This window comes from Candidatus Termitispirillum reticulitermitis (genome assembly GCF_054655775.1).
The window spans coordinates 1-5,349 of sequence record NZ_BAAIHG010000074.1; the positions used below are offsets into that span (position 1 = coordinate 1).

Sequence of the window (5,349 nt, forward strand, 5' to 3'; positions counted from 1 at the left end):
GCCACAGCCAAGAAATTAGCCGCATCATCGGTGGATAACTTGCTAGCACTAGCCTTTAGTGCGTTAATATCAGCCCTAAGTGCCTCTATCTCCCCTTGAGTGCTCGGTTTAGCATTTATGACTTTGTCAGCAAGCGACTTATCCAAACTGCCAGCTAACTTTTCTAATAATTGCCTAGCAAATGCGGTCTGTTGTGTAGTGGCAAGCTTTATCCCAAAGCCAAACTCTGCACCGTCCTCAAATAGCGAGTTCGCCCATGCAGGACCCCTGCCGTCCTGACGTGTGCAGTAGGGCGTAGTCGGCAAATTGCCACCATAAATAGACGAACAGCCAGTCGCATTTGCAATCAGCAACCTGTCGCCAAACAACTGCGTTAATAGTTTCAGGTATGGCGTCTCACCGCAACCCGCACAAGCACCAGAAAACTCAAAGTTGTGCGGTGCAAGCTGTGCGCCTTTTAGCGTAGATTTGTTGTATTTGTCAACTGACAACTCTGGGATATTTAGGAAAAACTCAAAGTTTTCCCGCTCGGTAGCCACAAGTGGCTCTTGTGGGGACATATTTATGGCTTTTCTAGTCGGGTCTTGCTTATCCTTTACGGGGCAGCTATTCACGCAAGCGGAACAGCCTGTGCAATCTTCCACAGCTACCTGAACAGTTGCCGCTAACCCCTCAAACTCTTTGCCGTTCGCATTTGCACTCTTAAATGTAGCGGGTGCACCTTTTAATGCCGATTTGTCATACACCTTTAACCTAATCGCCGAATGCGGACACACAAACGAGCATATTCCGCACTGGATACACTTGTCAGCCTCCCATACTGGAGTGTGCGTAGCAACATTGCGTTTTTCGTATCGGGCGGTATTTATTGGCCAAGTGCCGTCCATAGGTATCTGCGATACCTTCGCTCTGTCCCCCTCATTAGCAACAAGTAAGCCGATAGTATCTTTAACAAATGTAGATGCGCCCTTTGTGGTAATGCAACGATTAGACGGCTCAAATGGAATAACCTTGACGGCACCAGCGGCAGGCGATTCTTCGTAGCCTTGATACCTTACCAACTCAACATTTTCAAAGCCTGCACTCATAGCACTAGCATTCATAGCAACTATCTTATCGCCATACTTGCCATAAGTCTTATCTATCGCTTTATGTATAGCCTTTTTTGCTTGCTCTACGGGGATAATCCCGCTGATTTTGAAGAACGCCGCTTGCAATATCATATTGACACGGCTACCAAGTCCAATACTTTCGGCTATACTCTGCGCATCTATCACGTAAAAGTGTGCGTTAGCCGCAATAATCTGTTGTTTTACATTATCAGGCAGTGCATTCCACACTTCAGATGCTTTATGCGTGCTATTTAGCAAAAATGTGCCACCACGCTTTAATTTGCCCAGTATATTATAGCTATGCAGGAAACTAAACTTATGACAGGCGATAAAATCAGCACGTTGGATAAGGTAAGAGCTTTTTATCTGCCGGTCTCCAAAACGCACGTGTGATGTCGTCATGGAGCCAGACTTCTTTGAATCATAGACGAAATAGGCTTGAACGTTCTTGCCCGTTTCGTCCGTGATAATCTTTGCCGTGTTCTTATTGGCACCGACCGTGCCGTCTGCGCCAAGTCCGTAAAACATGGCATTAAACACGCCCTCTTGCACGGGCGACCAGTCTGCATCCCACTTAATGCTACGATGCGTCACGTCATCGTCTATCCCCACAGTAAAGCTACGGATAGGGTTTGTGCTATTCAAGTTATCAAAAACACCCTTTACCATAGCAGGGACGAAATCTTTAGAGCCTATTCCGTAGCGTCCACCTACCACAACGGGATAGTTGCCTTTATACATGCCAGCATCTATTGCCTCTCCCAATGCTGTGCGGATAGTCTGATATAGTGGTTCGCCTACACTACCCGGCTCCTTAGTGCGGTCTAATACAGCTATACGTTGAACGCTAGCGGGCAAAACTTTTACTAACGCCTCTATTGAGAATGGTTGGAATAAGTGCACTTTCAGAACGCCATATTTATTGCCTTCAGCATTTAGTGCAACAACGGTTTCATCAGCTACATCAGCACCCGAACCGATAATTATTAAAACGTCCGTTGCATCAGCGACACCCACATAGTCTATAGCGTGGTATGTTCTGCCAGTCAACTTAGCAAACTCTGCCATAGTATCCTCAACTATGTCGTAGACGCTGTTATATAGTTTATTTGCCGATTCACGTGCTTGAAAATACACGTCAGGGTTGTGCGCCGTCCCTTTAATACTTGGTCTGTCAGGGGATAGTGCCCTTGAACGGTGCGCTTGAACGAGTTTGTCGTCTATCATAGAGCGCATATCGTCTGTTGTTAGTTCCTCTACCATAGCGACCTCGTGCGAAGTGCGGAACCCGTCAAAGAAGTGCAACACTGGCAACTGTGCTTTCAGGGTTACCACATGGCTGATAAGTGCCATATCCATAACCTCTTGGGGGTTATTAGATGCCAGCATAATCCAACCTGTCTGCCTAGTAGCCATAACGTCTGAATGGTCGCCAAATATTGATAATGCCTGTGTAGCCAGTGCACGTGCGCTCACGTGGAACACCGTAGACGTGCACTCCCCTGCTACCTTATACATAACAGGTATCATTAGTAGTAAGCCCTGAGAGGCTGTAAAGGTGGTTGTTAGTGAGCCAGCCAGCAGTGAGCCATGCACAGCACCAGCAGCACCAGCCTCTGACTGCATCTCAACAACGTTAGGCACAAAACCCCAGATGTTCTTTTCGCCACGTGCGGACTTTTCATCTGAAATTTCACCCATCACAGATGATGGCGTAATAGGGTATATAGCGATAACTTCGCTCAATGCGTGCGCCACGTGTGCAGCGGCGGTGTTTCCGTCGATACTAGCGATTTTCCTCTCTGCGCTCATACCAAGTTCTCCTAAAAATTACAATATTATAAGAGTCCATTATACGGCAAGCTGATAATATGTCAACACTTCCTATATGTATTGCTTACTTTCCAATCAACAGCATTGCTGTCGCGACAGGGTGCTATATATTTTTTACTTGCATAAGCTGCGTTTATTTTGTAATATTCAGCCATAAATTTACATTGCGGGGCGAATTATGACTAAAAAATCTGCTTACAACGTTGCTATAGTCGGTGCTACAGGTGCCGTAGGCGAAACGTTCCTGAATGTTCTAGCTGAACGCAACTTTCCTATTGCGAAGTTATTGCCACTTGCAAGCGCACGCTCCGTTGGTAAGAACGTAACTTATGCTGGCAAAGACTATCCAATTGAGGAGCTTAGACACGATAGTTTCAAGGATATAGACATCGCGCTGTTTTCCGCTGGTGCTTCACGCAGTGTTGAGTTCGCCCCTAGTGCGGTAAAGGCGGGTGCTGTGGTGGTTGATAACTCGTCTGCTTTCCGTATGGATAAGGACGTGCCACTTGTTGTGCCTGAGGTGAACCCGCAGGATATATTCACACACAAGGGCATTATAGCAAACCCCAACTGCACCACCATTATTATGCTGGTAGCACTAAAGCCGCTTTATGACTATGCGAAAATCACGCGTGTAATAGTATCGTCATATCAGTCAGCCTCTGGTGCAGGTGCAAAGGCTATGCAGGAGCTGACAGACCAAGCTAAGGCGTGGGCTAGCGGCAAACCACTGGCAGTATCAGCATTTGCGCACCAGTTGCTCTTTAATGTGATACCGCATGTGGACGTATTCACTGACAATGGCTATACGAAAGAAGAGATGAAGATGTATAACGAAACGCGCAAGATGTTGCACGATGATAATGTGAAAGTCAGTGCAACCTGTGTGCGTGTGCCTGTGTTATCGGCACATTCGGAGGCGATTACGATAGAAACTGCTAGCAAAATTACCGCAAGTAAAGCTCGTGAGCTTCTATCAAAAGCCCCAGGCGTAAAACTGGTAGATGAGCCTGACAAAAGGTCATACCCTATGCCACTATTTGCAGCAGGGCAAGATTTATGCCACGTGGGGCGTATTCGTGAGGACCTGTCATTTGAAAATGGGCTTTCATTATGGGTGTCAGGTGACCAACTGCGCAAAGGTGCGGCTACAAACGCTATTCAAATAGCTGAAGAGCTTATAAAGTAGATGCTAGCTAGTGCCCTATCTGATGTAGAGGGGTTGCTCAGCTCAATGTTTCTAACTAATGTTGAGTTGTTGGATAATCTAATTATTGAGCTATTTAGGAATGGTGGCAAGCGGATAAGACCATCAGTTCATCTAGCAGCTAGCGGATTATGCAACTCACAGGGTAAATCGTGCGGTGCACCTAGCGAAGAATCAGTAAAAGTAGCGGCAATACTGGAGTGTATTCATACAGCGTCCTTATTGCACGATGATGTAGTTGATAATGCTGTTACTAGACGAGGGTGTCCCAGTGCAAACGCTATCTATGGGAACAAAGTTGCGGTTCTATCGGGCGATTACCTTATAAACTGCGCTTTTTTAGAGGCATTAAACCTTCCAGATAGCGAGCACTTATCTGTTCTAATTGAAGCAACTAGGCGAATGAGTGTAAGCGAAATAGTGCAGATAGAAAAGACAGGAGAAATTGCCCTGACGATGACGGAGTATGAAAATATCCTCTACGGGAAGACGGTATCCCTATTTTACGCCGCCTGTGTATGTGCGACAATATCAACAAAACTACCTGCTAATAAACGCAATGCTCTTAAAAACTATGGCGAGAACTTCGGCTATGCATTCCAGATGACAGATGACCTGTTAGACTATTTTGGTAAAAAGGACAACACAGGTAAAGAGCTAGGAACAGACCTTGACGAACAAAAGGCAACCCTGCCACTGCTCCTGCTGATGAAGGTGGCAAACATCACAGATAAGGCACGCGCTACACAGCTATTCAAATCAGATGCTCCCCGTTCGGAGAAGCTAGCGCAAATATTGCCGCTGTTAGAAAAATACGATATAGAGAAAAAAGCTGCAGACGTAGTTCACGAGCGCATAAAGGAAGCCATAGACAGCTTGCACGACTTCCCCGATAGCGAATATAAAGACTATCTAGTAGGCATTGCCCATGAGTTAAATCAGCGAACTAAATGAGCAGAAATCACTACCAGTTGCAGTTGTAACATTATTGGGCAATCTTAACGCCGTGAACGTGTATGGTGGTTTTCTAAGGGCAGTCAGAGACCATTGGATATTTCTCTCCTCACCAATGGAGGCTAAAAATAGCTTTTAATCTCTAACTAACCCTTAAAACCAGTAATAAAAAATGGAATATCTTTTACCAAGGTGCAATCAGGCGATACGATACCCGATAATCTAACAACTTTTTTCCGTGCA

3 protein-coding genes are annotated in these 5,349 nt (G+C 45.8%); 2 read left to right on the forward strand and 1 reads right to left on the reverse strand.

Annotated elements, in window-relative coordinates; all coding sequences use genetic code 11:
• Positions 1-2,924, reverse strand: a 2,924-nt coding sequence (gene nifJ / locus AC1MDJ_RS06675) for a pyruvate:ferredoxin (flavodoxin) oxidoreductase (RefSeq protein ID WP_479690155.1), incomplete at its 3' end; no start/stop codon positions are given.
• Positions 2,925-3,123: 199 nt separating this feature from the next.
• Here nifJ and AC1MDJ_RS06680 point away from each other — a divergent pair.
• Positions 3,124-4,134 carry an aspartate-semialdehyde dehydrogenase gene (locus AC1MDJ_RS06680; RefSeq protein WP_479690156.1) on the forward strand — a complete coding sequence of 337 codons (1,011 nt, stop codon included), beginning with the start codon at positions 3,124-3,126 and terminating at the stop codon, positions 4,132-4,134.
• On the forward strand, positions 4,135-5,106 hold the full coding sequence (locus tag AC1MDJ_RS06685) for a polyprenyl synthetase family protein (protein ID WP_479690157.1): 972 nt from the start codon (positions 4,135-4,137) through the stop codon (positions 5,104-5,106).
• Positions 5,107-5,349: the final 243 nt, after the last annotated feature.